The sequence below is a fragment of the Paenibacillus sepulcri genome (assembly GCF_042647105.1).
Taxonomy (GTDB): Bacteria; Bacillota; Bacilli; order Paenibacillales; family Paenibacillaceae; genus Paenibacillus_Z; species Paenibacillus_Z sepulcri.
This window is the reverse complement of the sequence record NZ_JBHRUP010000001.1, coordinates 2,513,079-2,532,372: the sequence shown is the minus strand read 5'-3', so window position 1 is coordinate 2,532,372 and position 19,294 is coordinate 2,513,079. Positions and strand designations below refer to the sequence as shown.

19 protein-coding genes are annotated in these 19,294 nt (G+C 51.3%); 18 read left to right on the top strand and 1 reads right to left on the bottom strand.

Translation table 11 applies throughout. The features are described 5' to 3' along the window. Positions 1 to 44 precede the first annotated feature (44 nt). The 17 genes from melA to ACFOLF_RS11155 all read left to right on the top strand — a co-directional run bounded on the left by melA (position 45) and on the right by ACFOLF_RS11155 (position 17,770). Positions 45 to 1,343: an alpha-glucosidase/alpha-galactosidase gene (gene melA, locus ACFOLF_RS11240; protein ID WP_210038152.1), complete on the top strand. Its 1,299-nt coding sequence runs from the start codon at positions 45 to 47 to the stop codon at positions 1,341 to 1,343. 186 nt (positions 1,344 to 1,529) lie between these two features. Next, positions 1,530 to 2,276: a class I SAM-dependent methyltransferase gene (locus ACFOLF_RS11235; RefSeq protein ID WP_210038153.1), complete on the top strand. Its 747-nt coding sequence runs from the start codon at positions 1,530 to 1,532 to the stop codon at positions 2,274 to 2,276. 67 nt (positions 2,277 to 2,343) lie between these two features. Beyond that, positions 2,344 to 2,622, top strand: coding sequence for a hypothetical protein (locus ACFOLF_RS11230; RefSeq protein WP_210038154.1), 279 nt, complete (start codon positions 2,344 to 2,346; stop codon positions 2,620 to 2,622). Positions 2,623 to 2,876: 254 nt separating this feature from the next. Then, entirely contained in the window at positions 2,877 to 3,437 is a 561-nt protein-coding gene (gene uppS / locus ACFOLF_RS11225) for a polyprenyl diphosphate synthase (RefSeq protein WP_379113920.1), read from the top strand. Further along, on the top strand, positions 3,400 to 3,600 hold the full coding sequence (locus ACFOLF_RS11220) for an undecaprenyl diphosphate synthase family protein (RefSeq protein ID WP_210038156.1): 201 nt from the start codon (positions 3,400 to 3,402) through the stop codon (positions 3,598 to 3,600). The genes uppS and ACFOLF_RS11220 overlap by 38 nt, the downstream gene beginning before the upstream one ends. A 182-nt stretch (positions 3,601 to 3,782) precedes the next feature. After that, on the top strand, positions 3,783 to 4,370 hold the full coding sequence (locus ACFOLF_RS11215; RefSeq protein WP_210038157.1) for a TetR family transcriptional regulator: 588 nt from the start codon (positions 3,783 to 3,785) through the stop codon (positions 4,368 to 4,370). A 243-nt stretch (positions 4,371 to 4,613) separates the two neighbouring features. Further along, the gene (locus ACFOLF_RS11210) at positions 4,614 to 5,357 is read left to right on the top strand and encodes an SDR family oxidoreductase (RefSeq protein ID WP_210038158.1); all 744 of its coding nucleotides are present in this window, start codon (positions 4,614 to 4,616) and stop codon (positions 5,355 to 5,357) included. Between the two features lie 130 nt (positions 5,358 to 5,487). Continuing rightward, on the top strand, positions 5,488 to 6,054 hold the full coding sequence (locus ACFOLF_RS11205; protein WP_210038159.1) for a hypothetical protein: 567 nt from the start codon (positions 5,488 to 5,490) through the stop codon (positions 6,052 to 6,054). 150 nt (positions 6,055 to 6,204) lie between these two features. Continuing rightward, complete coding sequence (locus ACFOLF_RS37990) at positions 6,205 to 6,723, top strand: DinB family protein (protein ID WP_446686460.1); 519 nt, start codon at positions 6,205 to 6,207, stop codon at positions 6,721 to 6,723. A gap of 550 nt (positions 6,724 to 7,273) precedes the next feature. After that, positions 7,274 to 8,839 (top strand): extracellular solute-binding protein, encoded by a 1,566-nt coding sequence (locus tag ACFOLF_RS11190; RefSeq protein ID WP_210038160.1) that lies wholly within the window; start codon positions 7,274 to 7,276, stop codon positions 8,837 to 8,839. 154 nt (positions 8,840 to 8,993) lie between these two features. Beyond that, positions 8,994 to 9,956 (top strand): ABC transporter permease, encoded by a 963-nt coding sequence (locus tag ACFOLF_RS11185; RefSeq protein WP_210038161.1) that lies wholly within the window; start codon positions 8,994 to 8,996, stop codon positions 9,954 to 9,956. 15 nt (positions 9,957 to 9,971) lie between these two features. After that, positions 9,972 to 10,832 (top strand): carbohydrate ABC transporter permease, encoded by an 861-nt coding sequence (locus ACFOLF_RS11180; protein WP_210038162.1) that lies wholly within the window; start codon positions 9,972 to 9,974, stop codon positions 10,830 to 10,832. Positions 10,833 to 10,945: 113 nt separating this feature from the next. Next, positions 10,946 to 13,342: a helix-turn-helix domain-containing protein gene (locus tag ACFOLF_RS11175; RefSeq protein ID WP_210038163.1), complete on the top strand. Its 2,397-nt coding sequence runs from the start codon at positions 10,946 to 10,948 to the stop codon at positions 13,340 to 13,342. A 5-nt stretch (positions 13,343 to 13,347) separates the two neighbouring features. After that, positions 13,348 to 13,881, top strand: a complete 534-nt coding sequence (locus tag ACFOLF_RS11170; RefSeq protein WP_379219453.1) for a hypothetical protein — start codon at positions 13,348 to 13,350, stop codon at positions 13,879 to 13,881. Continuing rightward, positions 13,844 to 14,332 carry a hypothetical protein gene (locus ACFOLF_RS11165; protein ID WP_379219451.1) on the top strand — a complete coding sequence of 163 codons (489 nt, stop codon included), beginning with the start codon at positions 13,844 to 13,846 and terminating at the stop codon, positions 14,330 to 14,332. Before ACFOLF_RS11170 ends, ACFOLF_RS11165 begins: the two co-directional genes overlap by 38 nt. Next, entirely contained in the window at positions 14,259 to 16,691 is a 2,433-nt protein-coding gene (locus ACFOLF_RS11160) for a hypothetical protein (protein WP_379219449.1), read from the top strand. Before ACFOLF_RS11165 ends, ACFOLF_RS11160 begins: the two co-directional genes overlap by 74 nt. Next, positions 16,688 to 17,770: a mandelate racemase/muconate lactonizing enzyme family protein gene (locus ACFOLF_RS11155; RefSeq protein WP_210038165.1), complete on the top strand. Its 1,083-nt coding sequence runs from the start codon at positions 16,688 to 16,690 to the stop codon at positions 17,768 to 17,770. The genes ACFOLF_RS11160 and ACFOLF_RS11155 overlap by 4 nt, the downstream gene beginning before the upstream one ends. A gap of 126 nt (positions 17,771 to 17,896) precedes the next feature. Here the strand turns inward: ACFOLF_RS11155 and ACFOLF_RS11150 are convergent, their stop codons facing one another. Continuing rightward, positions 17,897 to 18,325: an Lrp/AsnC family transcriptional regulator gene (locus ACFOLF_RS11150; protein WP_210038166.1), complete on the bottom strand. Its 429-nt coding sequence runs from the start codon at positions 18,323 to 18,325 to the stop codon at positions 17,897 to 17,899. A 129-nt stretch (positions 18,326 to 18,454) separates the two neighbouring features. Here ACFOLF_RS11150 and ACFOLF_RS11145 point away from each other — a divergent pair, with 129 nt between their 5' ends. Further along, positions 18,455 to 19,201, top strand: a complete 747-nt coding sequence (locus ACFOLF_RS11145) for an MBL fold metallo-hydrolase (RefSeq protein WP_210038167.1) — start codon at positions 18,455 to 18,457, stop codon at positions 19,199 to 19,201. Positions 19,202 to 19,294: the final 93 nt, after the last annotated feature.

Below are 19,294 nucleotides of genomic sequence, written 5' to 3'. Positions count from 1 at the left end.
CACATTAGCAGGAGCACATCAAAAAAAAGGAGTAGAGAGAAGCCATGCCAAAAATCGCATTCATCGGTGCAGGCAGCACCATTTTCGTCAAAAACGTTCTGGGGGATTGCATGCTAACGCCGGCTCTCGCCGATGCGCATATCGCGCTGCACGATATCGACCTGGAGCGCCTGAAGGAATCGGAGAAGATGCTTGTCAATTTGAACCGGAATCTTGGCGGGAAGGCGACCATCAAGGCTTATGCAGACAGACGGGAAGCGCTTAAAGGAGCCAATTACGTGATCAACGCGATTTCCGTCGGTGCTTTCGAGCCCGTCATCCGCAGCGATCACGAAATTCCGCGCAAATACGGCTTGAAGCAAACCTATGCGGATACGCTGGGAATGGGCGGCCTTATCCGGGGACTGCGGACCATTGACGTCATGCTGGAATTCGCCCGGGATATGGAAGAGCTGTGTCCCGACGCCTGGTTCCTGAATTACACGAACCCGATGGCGATTCTCACGGGAGCCGTCTTGAGGGAAACCGGCATTAAGGCGGTCGGTCTCTGCCACAGCGTGCAGGTATGTGCCAAGGAGCTTCTTGAAGGCCTGGGTATGAGTACCGAAGATGTGCGCTGGCGGATTGCCGGCATTAATCATCAAGCCTGGCTGTTGGATATTACGCGGAACGGCGAGGATCTCTACCCGGAGATCAAACGGCGGGCGGCCGCAAGGCCGGGACCGCATGACGATATGGTCCGGTACGAGATGATGAAAACCTTCGGCTACTATGTAACCGAGTCCAGCATGCATGGAGCCGAGTACGTGCCTTATTTTATCAAGAACGCGTATCCGGAGCTTCTGGAAAAATACAATGTCCCTACGGAAAATTTCAAGGGATGGGGAGGCAGCAGCAAGGCGTATTGGGAGCAGGCGATGAATGATCTGGTGCACAACACGTCGGTATCCCATGTCCGTACGCATGAATATGCCTCCTATATTATGGAGGCCATGGAGACGAACGTGCCGTTCAAAATCGCGGGCAACGTCCTGAACACAGGCGGCCTGATCTCGAACCTTCCCGAGGAAGCCTGCGTAGAAGTCTCCTGTCTCGTAGACGGAGAGGGCGTGACGCCGACCCGGTTCGGCGCGCTTCCGCCGCAGCTTGCTGCGCTTAACCGGACGAACATCAACATGCAGCTGCTGACCATAGAAGCCGCCGTAACCCGCAAACGCGAGCATATCTACCATGCTGCTCTGCTTGACCCGCATACTTCCGCAGAGCTGCCGATTGACACCATTAAGGCTCTGGTGGATGAGATGCTCGAAGTAAATCAACATTTTCTGCCGGATTACCGGTAAGAGCTGAAGCCTGCTAAAAGAAGCAGTTATCGTGTGCCCTTGCACGATGGCTGCTTTTTTCATGTGAAGCCAAGCTGGCGTCGTGATAAGGAGGGAAAAGCAGAGGAAAACTCGAATACAGAAAGAGGAAAAAATGGGTGCCGGCAGCTCGGTTTTTGATCTCATTTGAAAAGGCGGAGAAACGATATGAACGAGTTGGAATACAGGAAGTTTTACGATCGGGTTGGACAATTAAACGGTTGGGATTTCAGTAAGGTGCAATGCGAGTCTGAAGGCGTGAAATGGGACTTTTATTCTGAGGTTACCCGGAGGTGCAGGAAATCCGATCTGCTGCTGGATATCGGGACTGGCGGCGGGGAAGCTCTCTTATCGATAGCCGATTGTGCTGCACTCCTGGTGGGAATTGACGATTCACCCGGCATGATTCAAGAGGCACTTGCCAACCTGGAACAATCGAAAAAATCCAATGTGCGCATTTTGCCAATGAATGCTGAAAAAATCGATTTTCCTGCGGCATTTTTTAATGTGGTGTCCTGCCGGCATGCGCCCTTTTCCGCACAGGAGATTGCCAGGGTTTTAGAAGGTGGCGGTGTTTTCCTGACCCAGCAAGTAAGCGAAGACGATAAGCTCAATCTCATCCGAGCTTTTGGCAGAGGCCAGAAAGCGGCTCAGGACGGGACACTGAAAAATAAATATAGTTCAGAATTGAGTGAAGCCGGGTTCAGCGATATCCAGTCGTTTGACTTCGATGCAACGGAATATTACAAAACATACGAAGACCTGGTGTTCCTGCTGAAGCATACCCCGATCATCCCGAATTTCGGTCAAGGCTCGGATGATTTTGCCAAACTTGAAGCATTCATTCAAGAAAACCAGACCGGCAAAGGAATCAAGACCAACTCCAAACGCTTCATGATTATAGCCAGAAAATAATTCGAAGAGGGCAGGGGCGGATTAGCGCTTGACTTCCTCCTCTTCTCCAGTTGAAGGAGAGAATGATATGTCCAAAAACAATATATTTCTTGGTCTGATGATGATCTGGCTTACAATTTTAACGGTTTGGGCGGTGAACCGTTTAACGACCTCATTTGAAAATACACGATCGCTCCATCTTACTGGTATTCCCGGTCAGGCGGCGACTTCCCAAATTTCAACCGTTCAAATCGATAAAGATACGGTATGGTTAATTGATGCGAACAGCAGCTATATAAAAGTGATCACACATGATGAAAATGGCTATCATATCATGCAATCCGAGATGTCCTTTCAAGAGAAGTAAATTGCTCTCTTTTCATCGTAAATTCACTGCAGTAAACAAGAATCCAAATATGGTAAAATAAATTGGAAATGAAACATACAAGGATCCTGCGTGAAGAATATAAATTATTGCACAATGATCAGCGAACCAGCGGTTGGTTATCCTGGTGAGACATTGAATAGCAGGTAAAAAATAAGAGGAGAATAAGCATCTCCTCTTATTTTATTTACTGCTGAAGAGCGTAAATCGCTAGAAATGTATATTCAAGAAAGGCGGTGTGGAACTTGCTTTTTGGCTTAAATCATTCGGTACGAGCAAGGTTTTGGAGGGAAAAAATTAATTGGAATGCCGTTCTGCCAAGACATATCGCGATCATGATGGACGGTAATGGAAGGTGGGCAACCCGAAGGGGATTGCCTCGTACAGCAGGACATTTTGCAGGAATGCAGACCATGAGAAGAACCATACGCTTTTGCAGGAAAAACAACGTGGAATTTCTGACTCTGTATGCCTTCTCCACGGAGAACTGGAAGCGTCCCAGGGCAGAGATTGATTATATTATCAGTCTGATTCATGAATTTATAACCGATGATACATTGGATGAAATGAACAGAAACAAGATCAGGATAAACTTTATTGGCGACATCTCCAGATTTTCAGCAGAAACTCAGGACATGATGAGACACGCCGCCGCACTAACAAAATCGAACACGGATATGACCGTTAATTTTGCTGTGAATTATTGTGGACGCAGTGAAATAATCCATGCATTGAAGTCGTATTTGAAGGACGGAGCGCATGAGCTTACCGAAGAGGAATTCGAACGTTTCCTGTAACACCTCCGAATCCCCTTATCCGGAACTTATCATCAGAACAAGCGGGGAGAAAAGATTAAGCGGTTTTCTGCTTTGGCAGTCTTCGATGTCCGAACTATGGTTTACTGATGAGATGTGGCCAAGCTTCAATGAGTATCTGTTCTACAAGGCTATTTATGATTAACAGTGCCGCAAACAGCATGCATGAAGCAATGAAAGACCGGAGGCGAATAACAAAATAACAATATTGATACTTTATTATTGTTATGTTATGGTTGGTTGTAATATAAACAAGGAGGTTGAGAAGAAGGGCAGGGAAATAAAACCGGCTCCTATACCGGGATTTGTTTGCTCTTCGACTAGAATATGATAAATGATCTGCCATTAACGAAAGAAACGATTTTAGATGCGGCAGAGCAGGTGCTGCGGCGCTTTGGACCAGACAAAACCTCCGTTGTGGATGTGGCCCGCGCGCTTCAAGTCAGTCATGGCACCATCTACCGCCACTTTCCCAGTAAAGCCGCTCTGAGGGAGGCGGTGACCGAGCGCTGGCTGCATCAGATATCCGATCCCCTGGCCACGATCTCCATACAGTCTGAAGGCATGGCTGCCGAACGTTTGCGGTTGTGGTTTGAAACGCTGGTACAAAGTAAAAGGAAATACGCCGCGGAAGACCCGGAGATGTTCGCGATGTATACAGCTGTTACCCTGGAATCTGTGGACATGATTAAGTCCCATATCCACAACCTCATTCTTCAGGTTTCCCGAATCATCGAGAGGGGGATGCAGCTCCTTGAGTTTAAATCAGGTGAGCCTGAGCTAATGGCCAATGCAATGTTTATCGCGACTTCACGCTTTCATCATCCGGCGCATGCCTATGAATGGTCGCTTTCCACGATTGATCAGGAATTTGATGCCGTCTGGGACCTGCTCCTTTCGGGGATAACTCGATGATATACAAGAGGAAGAACTTCTGACGCTAACCGTCCGAAAGACTTTCTCTTTTTTGTTACCCTGATAAACAAATGACAAAAATTAAAATATGTCACTTGATTATTGATTTTCGATATTATATAATCATATCAACAAGAACGAGTTGAACATACAGGGTTGGCTTTGAATGAACGATGATTGGTTTGTCCAAGGAAAGTTGGGTCATCATAATACTTTAATTAGAAAATTGGGAGGTTCATCATAATGGAAAACAAACTTGCAGGCAAAGTAGCGTTAGTAACAGGCGCATCAAGAGGAATGGGTCGTGAAATAGCTGAGGAGCTGGCACGGAACGGGGCCAAGGTAGTGGTTAACTATGCGAGCAGCCCGGGCAAAGCGGAAGAGGTTGTTTCCGGAATCAAGAACATCGGGGGGGAAGCGGCAGCCATCCAGGCGGATATCAGCAGCGCAGCTGAAGTGGAGAAGCTGTTTGAGGAGACATTGAAGGTCTACGGACGAATCGATATTCTTGTCAATAACGCAGGCATTATGATAACCAAACCGATTGCAAGCATGACGGAAGAGGATTTTGACAAGCAGTTTGCCATTAATGTAAAAGGGACCTTCTTTGCGATCCAGCAGGCCGCAAAACATATGGAACACGGCGGCCGTATTATCAACTTCTCCACTTCGGTTGTCGGTCAGATGTTCCCTACTTACAGTGTGTATGCTGCAACCAAGGGAGCCGTGGAGCAGTTTACCCGCCAGCTTGCCAAAGAGCTCGGTCCCAAAGGGATCTCGATCAATGCGGTTGCGCCAGGCCCGATTAATACGGAGCTTTTCACCGTTGGCAAAACGGAGGAGCAAATTGATGCTACCCGCAAAACGAACGCCTTCGGACGCTTGGGAAAGCCTGATGATGTTGCGAATGTCGTGTTATTCCTGGCAAGCGGAGAATCTCAGTGGATTACCGGACAAACCATTCGTGTCAATGGAGGCTTTATTTAAAATCATTCATAAACATGATGAAGGAGCTGCTACAGGCGGCTCCTTTTTTTGTATGCCTTATTGGATAAGCGCAACCTTCTAAAATATGGAAGGTATAACCAACATAGACCATAAAAAGGAGGAAGCTTAGATGAAGCTAAGAAGATATGTCTTGTTATTTATGACCATGATTCTTTCGGGGGGAACCGTGATTTATGCGGCATCGAACAATTCGGCAATAGCCGTTTATTTCAACAATGTACTGCAAGACCGGGAAGGCCTGTTATCCGAGGGGGAGGCTTACCTGTCTGTAGATCAATTATCTGATACGAGCCACACATTAGTCTCATGGGATGAATCCAGGAACACAGTGAACATCTATAAGCCAAATGTTAATATTGCAGTATTGGATGACGATCAAAAGATTTTTGGGGGAGTAAAAGGGGGTTCCCGCAATACATTCACTGTATTTGTGCAGGTGGATAATTTGCAAACTGACATCTCCGATCTGAAAATAGAGATAACCGACCCCAACGACGAAACCAAAACCATTCAAACACAGCACATTGAAGATAAAAAAGAGAAGTTTTGGTTTCGGTCAAGCGAATTTGACTATACGTTCAGCGCAAAAGGAGACTACCCCATTCGCGTGTATCTGAAGGATACGGCATCCAAGGATTGGTTTCCCGTTGGTGAACTTCAAATACCGGCGGTTTGAGTGCCTCATATATGCTAAAATATTGGTTATCAAGAAAGAGGAGGCGTTTGAAATGAGAACGAACAACTTTCCAGGGCAAACAACTCGTAAGGGGCATAGCGCATAATAGCCCATAAACTGCGTGATTCCCCATTGAAAGGGGAAAAACAATTGAAACAGCATGCATTGCAGCAGTACGATTACCATGTTTGGGCTAACCAGAAGGTATGTGCATATTTACAGGAGCTTTCCGATGAAGTGTACCGTTCGGAGATTGTAAGTGTGTTCCCGACAATCTACGATGCCATGACGCATATTTATGTTATCGATTGCAATTGGCTGGCGTTCCTTGCCGGAGGCGGTGTAACCGACATGTCAGCCGAATATGTAGAGGAATTAAAAGAATCCACGAATCGTTTGGTGGCGGATACAGAAGGCAAGACTATTGAAGAGCTTGGCGGGATGATGAGCGGATTGAGTAATCGTTTTCGGGCATTTATCGCGATACATGAACATATTGAAGCCATGTGCCCCTCGGGGGAGTTTAAGGCCCGGTATGTGGATTTCATCCAGCACCCTAGTAAATCACGGGACATACCACCGGGGGAATATCACGGCTATTCTGAGGCAGCTGGGACATCCAGGTACGCCGACGGATTATGTTACTACCTCTACACCTTGAGCCAATAATGGCCTGAAGCATGGAGCAGGCAAGGAGTATCCTCAGGTTTTCACTGACTTAGGCGATTCTGTCCGCAGGAAGCTGAGTTGAGAACCTTGCGGAAAAGGGGATGCGCGCCTGCTGCGGATCAAGGGGCTGCTTGAGAATTAAGCAATTCGAAGTCTCGATTCGATAATGACCGGCTGCACACCGGTCAGACTTTCAGATATGCGGCCGATAAGACCGCATCAGACGCAAACATCCGGATCGTCCCCGCCTTTGATAAGGCAGGGGGCGATTTTTCCATATCGCTTCAGGCAACCCGGAAGGGATTGCTGCGGGCAGGGGGCTTCTAACTCGTCTTGTACCTCAAAACGCTGCAGTGCTGCGGGTTCCGGCGCATTTATCCCTCTCTTGCAGAACCCTGATAATTGCAAAAATGTGCAAATGCATGCCCATCCGGCGATACAAAAAAGTCAGCTTGTTGGAAAATGCGTACTCATATAGACTTCAAGTCGTATCACAGGTATTCAACAATCACTGCTTCAATGTTGACCGCAAAGAAAAGGGAGGATGTACATGAAAAGAAAGAAACAAATGATGCTGGCAGCGGCACTGGTATTCGGCTTGACGGTATTGTCGGGCTGCAGCGGAAATGCTTCGCCAGGCGGCAGCGAAGGAAATGCCCCATCCGGAGCATCGGGAGAAGCGGCAAGCGCACCAACAGCGATCAAAATTATGAGTGCGTTTTCAACCGCAAATCCGCCTGATCCCAAAGGCGATGTGCAAAAGGCGATTGAGGAGGCGACGAACACCAAACTGGACATTCAATGGGTATCCGCCAACAACTACAAGGAGCGCCTCAATGTAAGCTTGTCATCCGGCGATATTGCGGATGTGGTCATGATTGACGATCCGTTCTCCACGGTATTCCGCACATCGGCGAAGCAGGGAGCATTCTGGGATTTGACTGAGCTGTACGGCAAATACCCCAATATTCTCAAACAGGTTCCGGCTGCAGCCTGGGAAGCGTCCAAAATGCAGGACGGCAAAAACTATGGCATTCCGAGACCCCGCGGTGCGGAGGGCGCGCGTTATTTTGTCATCCGCAAGGATTGGCTGGATAAACTGGGCCTTCAAGTGCCGACCACAACCGATGAGCTGTACACGGTTATGAAAGCGTTTAAAGAACAGGACCCCGACGGGAACGGCAAGGACGATACAATCGGCTTCACAGCAAATGTGCTGCCGACAGATATGGGAACATTGGGCATCATTATCAACAGCTTTACCGGGGCAAATGGAACGGGAGCAACCGGGAGCTGGGTCGTTCGTGACGGCAAGCTGGAGAATGCGGATCTGCTGCCGGAAACCAGAGAGGCATTGGAGTATTTGAACAAGGCTTATAAAGACGGTTTGATCCCGGCCGACTTCGCTTCCCTGAAGCCAAGCCAGGTCGATGAAATTTACGCATCCGGCAAAGCCGGCATCATCGCCGACAAAACAGGCAATATGCAGGAAATGATCAGCAAGCTGGGCAAGGTCGATCCCACCGCCAAGGATGAGCAGGCGTTCTACCCGGTTACTTCAATTAATGGTTACAACCCGAAAGGCCCCGGGTTCCTGGGCATGCTCGCGATCTCCAAGAAAGTGCCTGAGGAAAAGCTGGATGCCATCCTGACCGCGATTGACAAGTGGATGACTCCGGAAGTATTCGATCTGCAAACATGGGGAATAGAAGGCACGCATTACACAGTCAAAGACGGCAATAAGGAACCGATCCAGGATAAATACGAGGCTTCCGGCATCGAAAATTATAATCAGATCGTGTACGTAGCCGATCCGTATGCCAACTCGCTGCACCGTAATTTTCCTCAAGCCAGCATCGATCTGTATACCAAGCTGCAGGACGAGAAGGCCAAAACAAGCAAGCCGGACGAAAGCATCGGACTTTATTCCGAGACCTTCCAATCCTACGGTCCGGAGCTTGCCAAGCAGGCTCAGGATATAAAGACGAAAGTTATTTTGGGTGTTGCGCCGCTCACCGCATGGGATGATTTCGTTAATAAAATGAAAAGCGATCCGCAAATGACGAAAATCGTTCAGGAAATGAACGATGCTTATCAGGAGCGAAGCGGCAAGTGATGAATGAGCCTTATTAGAATCCAAGCCCCCAACCGGCAAGGAAAGCTGGGGGCTTTCTTTAACAATAGCAAGAAGCGCGGTGATTAGAAGACGGTTCCGCATGCGCAGCCCGTCTTTTTTCACTGGACATTTCAAGAGAGGAGGCTGCTAAAGAATGGCCGATCAGCACACTTACGCAGGCACCATAGCGGGCTATGAGAAGCGGGGCAGGCTGCAAACTTTTTTCAGACGGTTAAGACGCGATAAATATATGTACTATTTGGCGATTCCCGGATTGTTGTTTTTTCTTATTTTCAAATATATCCCCATCACGGGAGTCGTCATTGCCTTCCAGGATTATTCCCCTATAGCGGGAGTATGGAACAGCCCCTGGGTCGGATTCCAGCATTTCCAGCGCTTCTTTTCCGATCCTCAGTTCTGGATTTTGTTTCGAAACACGATGATGATCAATATACTCAGCCTAGTCTTTTTCTTTCCGCTGCCGATTTTATTGTCCCTGCTCATGAACGAGCTGAAGAACGAAGTATTCAAGCGGATCATTCAATCGGTTGTCTATTTGCCCCACTTCCTGTCTTGGGTCATCATTGCCGGTCTGACGTTCATGCTCTTGTCCGTATCGCGCGGATTTGTCAACGAGGTTCTGATGGCTTTGGGCATGGCCAAAATCCAGTTTCTGAACGATCCCCATCTGCTCTGGATCATCCTGACGGTGCAGACGATCTGGAAGGAAACCGGCTGGGGAACGATTATTTTCCTTGCGGCCATTGCGGGAACCGATCCTCAGCTTTATGAAGCGGCCCGAATGGACGGAGCGGGCAAAGCCCGGCAAATGTGGCATGTTACACTGCCGTCCATCCGCAATGTCATCTTCATTTTGCTGATTCTTCGTCTGGGCCATATGATGGATATCGGCTTCGAGCAGGTTTACCTCATGTATAACGGAGCTGTATCGAATGTAGCCGAAGTATTCGACACCTATGTGTACCGGCTCGGCGTCCAGCAGGGGCAGTTCAGTTTCAGTACGGCGGTAGGGCTGTTTAAATCGGTCATCGGGCTGACGCTGGTTATTGCTGCGAATAAACTTGCAAAAAAATTCGGCGAGGAAGGCGTCTATTGACGGGAGGTGAAGCAAATGGACAACAGCACCGGAAGCCGGACGTTTCATGCCGCTAATATCGTATTTCTGACTGTCGTTGCTTTAATCACCTTATTTCCGATCTATTATGTGTTTATCGTTTCATTTACGGATATTGGGGAATATTTATCAAGAACCATCATTTTATTTCCGGAAACCTGGTCCTTCGACTCCTACGAGTATTTATTAAGCAGTCCGACCATCATCCGGGCAATCGGCGTCAGCGGTTTTCTGGCCGTTGCCGGAACAGCCTGCAGCCTGATCATAACCGCTTCGCTGGCCTATACGCTATCGAGGAAAAAGCTGATGGGCAGACGCGTTATCCTGATGCTGATCCTATTTACGATTTTATTCAATCCCGGCATTATTCCGAACTATATGCTTGTCCGAAATTTGGGGCTGATCGATAATATCTGGTCGCTCATCCTGCCTGTGCTGTCCAGCGGCTGGTACGTTATTTTGATGAAGGGCTTTTTTGACAACATCCCGGACAGTCTTGACGAAGCCGCCGCCATTGACGGCTGTAATGAAATAACGGCGTGGTTTCGTATCGTGCTGCCCTTGTCATTGCCTGCGATTGCGGCGTTCGGCTTGTTCTATGCGGTTGAGTTCTGGAACTCGTATTTTACGGCGCTGCTTTATATAAACGACTATCACAAATGGCCGATTCAGGTGCTTCTGCAAAATATGCTGGCGGAGAATCCGCTCGCCGAGGCGGACCCTCTCCATCAGCCTCCTCCGGCGGAAATGCTCAAGATGGCGGCGGTCGTCATCGCGACCGTACCGATTTTATGCATCTATCCGTTTTTGCAGAAGCATTTTGCCCAAGGCGTTATGGTAGGTTCCATTAAGGGATAAAAAGTTGTTCAGATAAGAAGGACATCAGGTCCCTCATCCCTAATTGGTTATTTGAAGCGAGGGAAGGGGGACTTACGATTTCTACGAACAGCATTAAGAAATTTCTTCGCTCAGTGTACGGATTTCAAGGTGAAGGACGCTTCTTCCGCCGCAGTCTGGTCACGGTCATTGTTATTGCCAGCCTGCCGGGGCTGCTGATTGGAACGGGGATTTATTTTGTCGGCAGCGAGCAAATTGCAAGCGAAACCAACCGGCTCCATCAGGAGCAGCTGGAAAAGGCGCGCCAAAGCATTGACGATCAATTTGCCGCTTTGGAAATTTCCCTCTCTCATTGGGCGTTCGATCCGCAGTTTGACGATAAGCTGAAGCAGCTGGACCCGGTTTATGGCTACAACCAGGTACAGGATATTTATAAGACGCTGCTCGTTATGAAGCAGCTCAATCCGGTTATCCAGCAGGTCAGGCTGTATGTGGAAGAGCCGGCTCCGCTGCTGTTTACCGAGGCGGGTTTTGTCCGCTTGACGGACGATCAGTACCAGGAGTACCACGACATTATGATGAATCAGCAGAATCAGGCGGCATGGAGCGGCTTCGATCCCGAACAAGAGGGATACATCGGGCAAGGGGAAGATCCCGAACAAGGAGCAGCAGGCAAGGAGCCGCAATTGGCGGCTCCTCTGTCGCTGATTCATAAAATTCCGGGCGGCAGCCCCCGTCCCTTCGGGATGTTCCTGGTGACCGTCGATCCGGATAAGCTGCAGGAGATTGTCACAATCCTGACTCCCCGCAACGAAGGAACTTCGTTTCTGATGAAAGGAAACGGGGAATGGATCCCGCCCTTCGGGCAGGGCGGTGACGCGAAGGGCCTGAACGGAGCTTTGCGCGCACGGGTGCTGGAGGAGCACGCGGCGGAGGATCATTTTATCTTCAAGTGGCAGGAGGAGAGCTACTCGGTTTCGTACGGCACTTTGAACCGGCTCGGCGAGGAATGGATCTATATCTCGGCAACGCCGCTCAAAGCATTGACCGGACCAGTCGTGTTCATATCGCGGATTATTCTTGGCTTCAGCTGCTTCGGGCTGCTGCTGGCCGTTGTGCTGTCCTGGTTCGTGTCCAAGCGGCTCTATAAGCCGGTGGCCCGGCTTGTAAACCTGCTTGGCGGACACGGCAATCAGGCCAAGCATGCCGGCAGGGATGAATTTGAGCTGTTCGAGAGCGTCTGGAATGATGTGACGCGGGAGAGCCAGACGCTGCAGGTGCGTCTGGAAAGCCAGCTGCCGCAGGTTCGCGAGGGCTTCCTGCTGCAGTTTGCCCAAGGGTATTTGTATTATTTGTCCGAGTCGGATCTGCAGGAGCGGATGGGAAATTTGGGCTGGGACGCGGGAGCCAGCCGGTTTACGGTCGTATTCGTGCAGCTGCTCGGATTCTCAAGCCTGATGGGGCGTTTCTCCGAAGGCGACGAGGTGCTGGTCACGTTTGCCGCTGCAAATATTGTGCAGGAGCTGGCCGAGGAGGCCTTTGAGCAGGCGGATTCGATTAACTTTCATGATTTGACGATCGGCCTGCTGCTGGGCGATACGCTGGAGGAGCCTTTGGACCAGTGGCGCGACCGCATATACCGTCTGCTCCACGACATCACAAGCAGGCTGAATACATTCCTGCATGTGAGAGTCGCGATTGGCCTCGGACGGCCGGTATCGCAGATTAAGGATGTTCCGGCGACGCTGGAGGAAGCAAGGCATGCTCTGCGTTTCCGCGATTTGCAGGAGGATAATCAGATTATCGACCTCAGCAGATGGGTGACGCAGGGGGAGAAGGCTTCCGAGTTCCCGTTTCAGCTGGAAAAAGAGGTGCTCCGCGCTTTCCGCTCAGGGCTTGAAGAGGAGACGGCGCTGGCAGTCAAGCAGTTCCTTCAGGAGCTGCGGGTATCCGCGGGCAAGGAGCTGTGGGTGCAGCAGGGCATGCTTCATTTGCTCGGGTCCGTGCAGCATTCGATGATGCAGACCGGGGTCAATCTCAGCGAGCTTTACGAAGGGGCCAATCTATACGGGCAGCTGTGCCAGATCAAGGAGCCGGAGGAGATCGAGCGATGGTTTTTGAACCAGGTTATAACGCCCTTTATGCAGGAAATGACGCGTAAACAGGACGTTTTTTTGCAGCAGGCAGTGGATCGGGTCGTCACGAGAATTCACGAGAACTATATGGAGGAGCTATCGCTTGATTCGCTTGCAGAAGCGGAGGGACTGAGCTCCTATACGCTGAGCCGCATGTTCAAGCAGGCGGCCGGCCTCAACTTTATTGATTATTTGACCGAAGTGCGGCTGGAGAAAGCAAAAGAGCTGCTGCGGGGAACGGACATGAAATTGAATGATATCGCCGAGCATGTGGGCTACCAGCACAGCTATTTTAGCCGGATCTTCAAGAAGCATACGAGAGTTACGCCAAGCCGGTACAGGGAGAACAGCAGGAATGGCGAAGACGATGCCGGCAATGAAACGGATGGAGAGTGATCGCATTGATAAACGACAGCTGGTTTCAGAATCCGCCTGTGGATTATCGCGTGCAGCCGTTCTGGTTCTGGAATGGGGATATGGAAGAAAGCGAGATTCTAAGGCAGATAGAAGAGATGAAAGAGAAGGGCGTAGGCGGATTCTTCATCTGCGCCCGGCAGGGCATGACGATTTCGTATTTGTCCCGTGTCTGGTTCGACCGGGTGAAATTCGCTGTGGAGGCGGCCAGGCAAGCGGGTCTGAGCGTCTGGCTGTATGACGAATACCCGTATCCCAGCGGCATTGCCGGAGGCGAAGTAACGCTGGAGCATCCGGAGACGGTGCAGCGCATGCTGTCGCGAACGGCGCAGGAGGCGGATGCTGGCGAGCATGTCGAGCTGAATTTGCCATGGGGCAGGGTGCTGACAGCCAAGGCGGTTCCCCTCTCCGGAAACGGTGCCCGGGAATGGGGGGCAGGCGGTGGACATTGCGCCGTGGATAGGCAGCTTTCAGGACGAGACTGTGTTTCAGCAGACGGGTTTGACCAAGCACAGCCATAAGCGCTATTTTACTTATCATACGGTTAAGCGGCTGGACTATAGATTGCCGGAGCATGGCGCGAAGTGGGAGATCATTGTCATTGTCGAGCAGGAGGTAGAAGAGTTTAAATATTACGGAACCTTTGTTGACCCGCTGCACCCCAAGGCCGTCGATACGTTCATGCGGTTGACGCATGAGCGGTACACGCAGGAGCTGGGCCAATATTTCGGAGATACCGTGAAAGGGATGTTCACCGATGAAGTCGGCCTGCGGGCCGGCAAAATTCCGTGGTCTCCGCTCATTGTGCCTTTCTTCGAGGAGCGGTGCGGATACAGCCTGCTGGACCGGCTTCCCTGCCTGTTCGAAGATGCCGGGCCCGATACGGCGAAGGTCCGCTATGATTTTTTATCAATGCATTCATATGATGCTCCGGGACAACTTTCACAAGAAGGTCGCCGAATGGTGCGATGAGTTTCGAATGGAATATATCGCCGAGGTACCCGGCGTCCGGATGACCACGCAGCTGTACAGCCATATTCCGGGCGGCGACAGCGCTCACGAGAAGCTCGGGAAGCCGCTGTCGGCCATTATGGAAAGCTACGCGCACAGCCTGAGGCATAATCCGAAGATGGGCAGCTCGCTGGCCCGCCAGCTTGGCAGAAAACGGGCGCTCATTGAATGCTTCCACAGTATCGGCTGGACGATGACCTTGCAGGATGCGCGCTGGATGATTGACTGGATGGCCGTCATGGGCACAAATATGTTTAATTTTCATGCGTTCTTCTATTCGATCGACGGGCTCCGCAAGCATGACGCGGCTCCCTCGCAGTTCGATCAGAATCCGTATTGGAAGCATTTCCGGCAGCTGGGCGATTATATTGGCCGCATCAGCTACATCATGAGCGAGGGCAGCGCCAAGATCGACATTGCGGTGCTGGATCCAACGACCTCGTTATGGACCAAAATGGGCAATCCGTTCCACCAGTTCGGCTTTGCCGGAACGGACCCGCAGGACAAGCAGCGGCTGGAGCGAATGAAGTCGGATTGGATTTCCATTCAAACCGCCCTGCTGAACAACCAGCGCGACTACGATACGCTCGACCCGGAAATGCTGATGCAGGCTGAGATTGCGGATGGTTCACTGAACATCGGCGCAGGCCGGTACAAGGCGCTGATTATTCCGCCGGTATCCAATCTGGAGGCTGCCGCCTGGGAACGGATTCAATCATTCGCCGATCAGGGCGGAATTGTTATCAGCGTCGGGCTGCTTCCCTATGAGCAGATAGAGGCTCATAGCGTAGCCGTTGAAGGGGCTGCGGCGCTGTTTCACGCCCAGGCAGAGGATCCCGCGCATTATTGGCATGGCCTGCTGCCGGATGAAGCGTCGCCAGCGGCTTGGAGGAAAGGCGAGAAGGAGGCCTATTTCGTCCCGCATGGTCCGGCTTCCTCAAATTCGTCGCGTCCTGCCGGGGTTGACGGCATAACATCGCTGCTGCATCTGCTGGACCAAACACTTCCGCGCGCTGTTGAACTCAGCTCAGAGGATGGTCAAACCGGCTGTCTGCTGCTCCAGCACAGACAGCTTGACGGGCAAAGCGACATTATATTTATCGCCAATCACGAGGGCTTGGAGAAAAAGGTGTACATCCGGCTCTCGGAATCTCATTTTGGCTCCCGTCCGAAGTGGCTGTACCGGAACCTGGAGACTGGCGAAATCCGTCCGCTGTCATCGGAATCCGGCGACGGCGGCAGCATGGCGTTATTGACATTCGCGCCGTATCAGTCGCATCTGATCGAAATCGTTCGGGTTCAGGACGAAACTGCCGCGAAGCCGGTCGGCCATCCCGGCATTATCAGTCAGCTTGACGGCGGGCAGCAGACGGCTCCCCATATTCAAGTCGAAGCCGACACCGACTGGGAATTCGAGCTGGCGCAGCCGAATCTGTTGAGGCTGGGGCAGCTTCAAATGTCGCTGGACATGAAGGATGAGGGGCTGGAGCAGGGGTGGCAGTTGAATCACAGCTCCCTGCCGGGAGCGGAGTGGCTGGATGTGGAGACCAAGCCGTGGATTAACCAATGCGCCGATCATAAAGAGGTTCTCCGGCATGCCTTGGGCTTCAACAGCCGCTCGTTCGGGACGCCATATCAAGTAACGGTCGCTTATCCGGTCGTCTGCTGGTACAGAATTATTTTCGATGCCGACCGGATACCGGAATGGTGTGAATTGACGATGGACCGCGAGGCCATCGCAGGCGAATACCGCCTGTTCGTCAACGGCATCGAGTGGGACGGCGGGCAGCCTGAATTGATCAATGGAACCAATACGATCATGATCAGAATGGTGATCAGGCATGCGCATGACGGCGTTGTCGATCCGCTTTATTTGCGCGGCATGTTTGGCGTTCGCTTCACGGCGGAGCAGCGTCCCGTGATCACCGACCTGCCGTTAGCCGGCAATCCGAATCGTCCCGTGCCGGATGGATCTCCCTACTATTCGGGAACGCTGGTATTCCGACGCCGGATTGCCGTGCAGGATGAAGCGGCCCGGTCAGAGACATTCGAGCTGTCGTTCACAGGATTAAGCGAGCATTTCCATGATTGTGCGGAGGTGATCTTGAACGGGCATTCGTTGGGAGTTCGCCCATGGACGCCGTATGTATGGAAGGGATCTGGACAATGGTGGAAGCCTGGAGAGAACCTGCTTGAGCTGCGGGTCGACAATGCGCTGGGTCTCAGGCTGGACGGCTCTTATTTTGACTATGACAGCCATCAGGTGAAGGAATCAGCCCGGTTTGGCTCTGAAGTGAATCCCAAGGAGGCGCAGCAATGAAAGTAACGAATGTGATTTGCTATTTTGCCAAAGGTCTGTTCTATGTGAAGGTGGAGACGGACGAAGGCGTGTCGGGCTTTGGGGAATGCAGCCCCATGCAGGTTGATGCGGTGCTGTCGATTATTCAGACCGTCATTAAGCCTCAACTCATCGGCCATGATGTGTTCGAAACAGAGAAGCTGGAAGAGATTATTCTAAGAAAAAATTATAAAATCTCCGGGCAGCTGCTTGCCATGGCGTACAGCGGCATCGAGATTGCATTATGGGATGCCAGAGCGCGGTTCCTGAAGCAGCCATTGTACAATTTGCTGGGCGGCAAATACCGCGGGGAAGTTCCGCTGTACGGCTCCAGCATGAGCCGGGACCTCAGTCCGGACGAGGAAGCCGAGAAGCTGCTCGAAGGCATCGAACGCTTTCAATTCAAGGCGGTCAAGATCAAGACAGGCCCGCGCATGGGCTCGGGACTGCCGGTCGACCTGAACCGGGACGCCTTGAAGGTCAAGACCGTGAGGGAAGCGATCGGCCCCGACTGCCGCCTGATGGTGGACGGCAACAGCTCGTATACGTATATCCAGGCGGTGCAATTTTATGAAAAAATAAGCCAATATAATTTGCATCATTATGAGGAGCCATGCCCCTATTATGACCTTGATACGTATATCAAGCTGTGCCAGACGCTGCCGGTTCCGATTCATGTAGGGGAGCAGGACTGGAATATTTTCACATTCCGCGATTTTATCGCCAAGGGTGCCTGCCACCTGTATGCGGCAGACCCGATCAAATGCGGCGGCATCGCACAGGCGAAGCGCGCTGCGACATTATGCCGGGCCTTCGGTATCCATTACGTGCCGCACAATACGACCAAGGGTGTCGGTTTTGCCGCAGCGCTCCATTTGGCGGCCAGTACGCCGGAATGCACCAGCTATTATGAATATTCGATCGAGAAGGATACGGTAAGAGAGCAGTTCGCGCCTTCTGAGTTTGTAGTTGCGGACGGGTTCATCCAAATCCCCGACGGAGACGGGCTTGGCATTCAGCCGGACGAGGAGAAAATGAACCGGCTGCTGACCCGCGTATAGCGTATAAGCGGGGCCAACCGGTGCAGAATATAAGGGAAGCTTGGAATTGCCTTCATAATTAAGCATGGAATCCTGAAATAAACACTGGAAATCAGAGCATGAGAATTCATCTGCTCTGATTTCTTTTTATTTTATCTGTCCAATCGACAGACTGACCTTGTAGTTGCCATACTGCAGCAGCTCGTCGAGAAAGGAGGTGAGCTCAAGCGACGTGCGGACGCGAACCCGCATCCAGTAGCAGCCTTCGCCGCTGACGCGATGCGTTTCAGCGACCATCTCATGCTGCTTGGCGAATGATTGAAAGGATTGATGGGCTGTGGTTGATTTCATAAACACAGTAATAAAGGCATGAACCGCCAGCCCGATCTTGTCCGGATTCCAGATTAGCGTATAGCCTTCAATAACCCCCATATCCTGCAGCTTCCGTATTCGGGCGCCGACTGCCTGGCCGGTCATATGGACCATTTGTCCGACCTCTTTATGCGAGCGGGCGGAGTCTTCCAGCAGGCACTGCAGAATTAGAAGATCGACATCATCAATGGTTGCATTGTTCATCGCCATAAGACTCCTTTCAATATGAAAACAGAAACCGGTTTTTCATTTCATCCATCTGTATAGAGATAGTTCAACTTATTCTATAATTGTAACAGGAACTGAATACGAAAGATAAGAGGTGGACCGAACATGAAGCTGCAGTTGATCCGTAATGCAACGCTGTATCTGGAATACGCTGGTGTGAGCTTCCTATTTGATCCGATGTTCAGCGATATGGGAGCCAAGCCTCCGGTCATTAATACGACGAACGATAGGCGCAACCCGCTTGTACCGCTGCCTGTTCCAATCGGGGAAGTGTCTGCACCGGATGCCGTCATCGTGACTCATTTGCATCCCGACCACTGGGACGACGCAGCAATAACGGCACTGGATAAATCGGTTCCGGTTTTTTGCCAGCCGGGAGATGACGCCGCAATCGCTTCAGCAGGCTTCGACTCGGTATCGGCAATTGATACGACGCTGGAATACAAGGGAATCACGATCCGCCGAACCAGCGGCAGGCATGGCACAGGCGAGATCGGCGAAAAGATGGGCCATGTATCGGGTTATGTTCTTCAGGCAGCAGGAGAGCCAGTTGTCTACATCGCAGGCGATACGATCTGGTGCGAAGATGTCAAGGAAGCACTGGACGCCTATCGGCCCGATGTGACTGTCGTCAATGCAGGCGGGGCGCGGTTCGCAGTGGGCGACCCTATCATTATGGATGCGGACGATGTGGTAAGCTTATGCCGGTATGCAGCCTATACGAGAGTAGTGGCGGTACACATGGAGGCGATTAATCATTGTCTGGTGACAAGACAGGATTTGCGAAGCCGGCTGGCAGTTGAAGAATTGCTTGATCGGGTTATCATTCCGCAGGATGGCGGCTGGGTATGACGCCAGATAAGGCTGCTGGTGCAAAGCTCTGCTGTCGTATTCGGCGTCTATGATCAACACGCTGCGGGAAAGCAGATCGGGTTTGCCAGGATG